We start from the raw sequence: 4,086 nt of genomic DNA on the forward strand, positions 1-4,086 counted from the left end.
ATCCGCTCTGGGCAATAATCCGACCCTCTTCTTCTGGTGAAATCTTCATGACGCTTTCTTCTTCGGTCTTCAGCATTCTTTTGCTCAGCGGCGATCCGGACATCCAAACACAGTTCAAACAAGTCTTCAAAGATGCAACCATGACAACGGCGAAGGATGCCGCCTCCTTTTCGCGCGAGGCAGCCAAACGCACCTTCGACGCCGTGATTGTCGAGTCGAAGCCGGGAGCACATGACGGAGCTGCTGCAATCCCTGCCAACGTAGACTGTTCGCATAGTTTAGTCATCACCGGGTCACGACCCGCTCTGAAGCGTGCGTCCAAGTTCATGCAGGCCTTGGCTCGCACCAAGGGAGTGCCTGCTAACAAGGAAGCTCCCTTATCCCTTGAGGACTATGTAGAGTGGAAGATGGGAGATTTCGTCAAAGGAATGCATAACGGCTCGGGGAGAAATTTGCATCCAATCCTGATTTCCGCCATCGAGCGTCCGCTGATCGCCCGCGCTCTTCAAGAAACCAAGGGAAACCAGATACAAGCTGCCGAATTACTCGGCCTGAACCGCAATACTCTCAGGAAAAAAATTCAGGAATTGCGCATCCCTGTTAAGCGCACAAAGGCTCAGCGGGTCCGTGACGTCTAGAAGCGATGCGGTAACGCAAGCCCGTCGGTCCAAGATATGTTGTGGGTGTCTTCGAGTTGAGGGATTCTAGTTCTTAACCTTCACAGCCGATAGGAGGAGATGATGACGAAAGAAGAATTGATTGCCAAAATGTCCGCATCCGCCGGTATCACGAAGGTAGCTGCGGGGAATGCGCTTGAGGCCTTTACAGGTGCGGTTACCACCTCGCTGAAGAAGGGACAGCGGGTGTCTCTCGTCAATTTTGGCACCTTCACGATCTCCAAACGGAAGGCGCGGATGGGTCGTAATCCCCGCACCGGGGAAACCTTGCGGATACCCGCTGCGAAGGTTCCGAAATTCTCGGCCGGCAAATCTTTGAAATCGGCCATCCGATAACCCAGCCGGGTCATCGCATCGGGCGTTCTCATAACAAGAGGGGGTGGCGTACCGGCCTTGGGGGACGCTTCCTCCTCTTTCCCGCGTTTCTTGACACCCTGGTCAGGCCTATATTAGCATGCGCTTTCGGACGATAGGCGCGTAGCTCAGGGGGAGAGCGCTACCTTGACACGGTAGAGGTCGACGGTTCAAGACCGTCCGCGCCTACCATCCTACCGGGGCATCTGGCCGTTTAAGCGGTCGGGGTGCCTTTTATGTTTTGGCATCCAATAGATAGATTGGCGGATACTGTTCTGCCTGGAGCAGAGGTAGATCTGGGTGCGCGATGCGCGGGAAAGGCACTGCTGTCTATATGGATCTCTCGTCAACATGAAGGACGTTAGAATTTCGTGCCGAAGGTAACGCTCAAGAACGGGACAACGTATGAAGTTCCGAAGGGTCAGACTGTAGTCCAAGCCCTCGCAGCCGGAGGAATCTCCACCGGTCCGGATCTGCTTGCCGCCTCCGTCAACGGACAACCTACGGATCTTTCGACCGTCGTAACCGAAGATGCGACGATCGAACCCCTTCGTTTCGACAGCGCGGAAGGTCGAGAAGTCTATCGGCATAGCAGCACCCACCTCATGGCACAGGCGGTGAAAGAGCTTTACCCGTCTGCGCAACTGACGATCGGTCCGGCGCTCGAAGACAGTTTCTACTACGACTTTGCATACGACCGCCCCTTTACCCCTGAGGATCTTGAGAAGATCGAGGCTCGCGCGGTCGAGATTGCGAAACGCAAGCTCAAGATCAGCAGACGGGAATTCACCAAGGAAGAAGCGATCGATTTTTTCAAGGCCCGCGGCGAACAGTACAAGGTGGAGTTGATCGAGGGCTTACCGGAAGGAGAACTGATTTCCGCCTATGAGCAGGGTGACTTTGTAGATCTGTGCCGCGGTCCGCACCTGCCGACGACAGGACATGTCGGCGCGTTTAAACTCCTGACCACTGCTGGTGCCTACTGGCGCGGAGACGAACGCAATCCAATGCTCCAGCGGATCTATGGGACGTCGTTCCCGACGAAAGAGGAACTGAAGGCTCACCTGGACCGGTTGGAAGAAATCAAGCGCCGTGACCATCGGAAAGTGGGAAAGGAATTGGACCTCATTTCCGTTCAGGACGAAATCGGCCCCGGTCTCGTCCTCTGGCATCCCAAAGGAGCCGCGATCCGGCTTCTCATTGAGAACTTCTGGCGTGAACAGCACATTAAGGACGGCTACGAGCTGGTCTATTCGCCTCATGTTGCGCGACTCGATCTCTGGAAAACCAGCGGACATGTCGACTACTACCGTGAAAACATGTTCGCTTCCATGAAGCTGGAGGGCAGTGAATATCAGCTCAAGCCGATGAACTGTCCGTACCACATCATGATTTACAAGTCCCGTCTCCGGAGCTATAGAGATCTTCCTATTCGCTACGGCGAACTCGGGACTGTCTATCGATACGAACGCACCGGCGTCCTGCATGGCCTCATGCGCGTCCGCGGATTCACGCAGGACGATGCCCACATATTTTGCCGGCCCGATCAGATGGAGACCGAAGTCAGTCGGGTGCTGGACTTCACCTTTTTCATATTGAAAACTTTCGACTTCAATGAGTTCGAGGTATTTCTCTCGACCAGACCACAGGAGTCCGTCGGGTCGGACGAACACTGGACTTTAGCAACCAGCGCTTTGGAGGCAGCCCTTAAGAGCAGAAACATCAACTTCCACCTCGACCCGGGAGGGGGGGCATTTTACGGCCCAAAGATCGACATCAAGATCAAAGATGCCCTAGGCCGCTCATGGCAATGCTCGACCGTCCAGGTAGATTTCAACAATCCGGAGCGATTCGAACTGAGCTACATCGGAGAAGACGGTAAGGCCCATCAGCCGATTATGATTCATCGAGCATTGATGGGATCAATCGAGCGGTTCTTTGGTATTCTGATCGAACACTACGGCGGGGCCTTCCCGACGTGGTTGGCGCCGGTGCAGGCAGTCGTCATGGCGATTACGGACAACCAGCGGGAGTTCGTCGCCAATGTAGTCGCCGAGATGAAGGTGGCAGGGTTCCGTGTCGAAGCGGATCTCCGAAACGAGAAGATCGGTTTGAAGATTCGTGAAGCGGAGAAAGCCAAGATTCCATTCATGTTCGTGGTCGGCGACCGGGAAGTACAAAGCGGCAGCCTGTCCGTACGGGGCAGGAGCGGCGCGAATCTTGGAACCATGACCGTCGCCGGTGCGATGGAACTACTCCGGACCGAAACCAACAGGGCCGGACATCAACTTTCACCCACAATAACAGCATGAGAGGTGGCCTATCGTCCCCAAACTGCGCGTAAACCGCGAAATTCGAGTGCGCGAGGTTCGAGTCATCGGTCCGGAAGGAGAACAACTGGGTATTCTCCCGACGCCAGAGGCCTACCGTCAGGCCCAAGAAAGCGGCTATGATCTGGTGGAAGTCGCCCCGACGTCGGTCCCTCCCGTCTGCCGCATCATGGACTACGGGAAGTACAAGTACGAACTGAGCAAAAAGGACCACCAGAGCCGGCGCCACCAGAAATCGACCCAGGTCAAAGAAATCAAGTTGCGTCCGCGAACCGATAAGCATGACCTGGAGATCAAGATTCGCCAGATTAAGGCATTCTTAGAGGAGGGCAACAAGACCAAGGTAACCCTGACCTATCGGGGACGTGAAATGGCCAATCAGGAAATGGGGCGGTCAGTAATGAATTCAGTAATTGCCGAATTGTCGGAGGTTGGAACGATCGAGTATTCGCCGCGCATGGAAGGGCGCAACCTGATCATGATCGTCGCCCCGAAAAGTTAGCAGGTAAGGTTGGAGTATCTGAACGTTTAACAAAAGGATGCCGGATGATGAAGACGAAGTCGCACAGCGGAGCCAGCAAACGGTTCCACAAGACCGGATCGGGAAAGTTCACGAGGAAGAAAGCCGGAAAGCGGCATATCCTTACCAGCAAGAATCGGGAACGGAAGCGGCGTTTGAGCGGCTCGGTGGTCGTCTCTGACACCAAGACCGCCGCATTAGGCCG

General features: G+C 55.0%; 5 protein-coding genes and 1 tRNA gene. All 6 read left to right on the forward strand.

Annotation, left to right across the window (positions count from 1 at the left end; genetic code table 11):
- On the forward strand, positions 1-638 hold a 638-nt coding region (locus ACWVCN_RS01115), incomplete at its 5' end, for a helix-turn-helix domain-containing protein (protein WP_455243663.1).
- A gap of 99 nt (positions 639-737) precedes the next feature.
- Positions 738-1,013, forward strand: a complete 276-nt coding sequence (locus tag ACWVCN_RS01120; RefSeq protein ID WP_455243664.1) for an HU family DNA-binding protein — start codon at positions 738-740, stop codon at positions 1,011-1,013.
- A 135-nt stretch (positions 1,014-1,148) separates the two neighbouring features.
- Positions 1,149-1,223 (forward strand) — tRNA-Val (locus tag ACWVCN_RS01125).
- Between the two features lie 179 nt (positions 1,224-1,402).
- Positions 1,403-3,343: a threonine--tRNA ligase gene (gene thrS / locus ACWVCN_RS01130; protein ID WP_455243665.1), complete on the forward strand. Its 1,941-nt coding sequence runs from the start codon at positions 1,403-1,405 to the stop codon at positions 3,341-3,343.
- Positions 3,344-3,365: 22 nt separating this feature from the next.
- Positions 3,366-3,863 (forward strand): translation initiation factor IF-3, encoded by a 498-nt coding sequence (infC, locus tag ACWVCN_RS01135; protein ID WP_455243666.1) that lies wholly within the window; start codon positions 3,366-3,368, stop codon positions 3,861-3,863.
- A gap of 44 nt (positions 3,864-3,907) precedes the next feature.
- Positions 3,908-4,086 (forward strand): 50S ribosomal protein L35 (gene rpmI, locus ACWVCN_RS01140; protein WP_455243667.1); only part of this gene is annotated, 179 nt, incomplete at its 3' end.

This window comes from Petrachloros mirabilis (genome assembly GCF_975968855.1).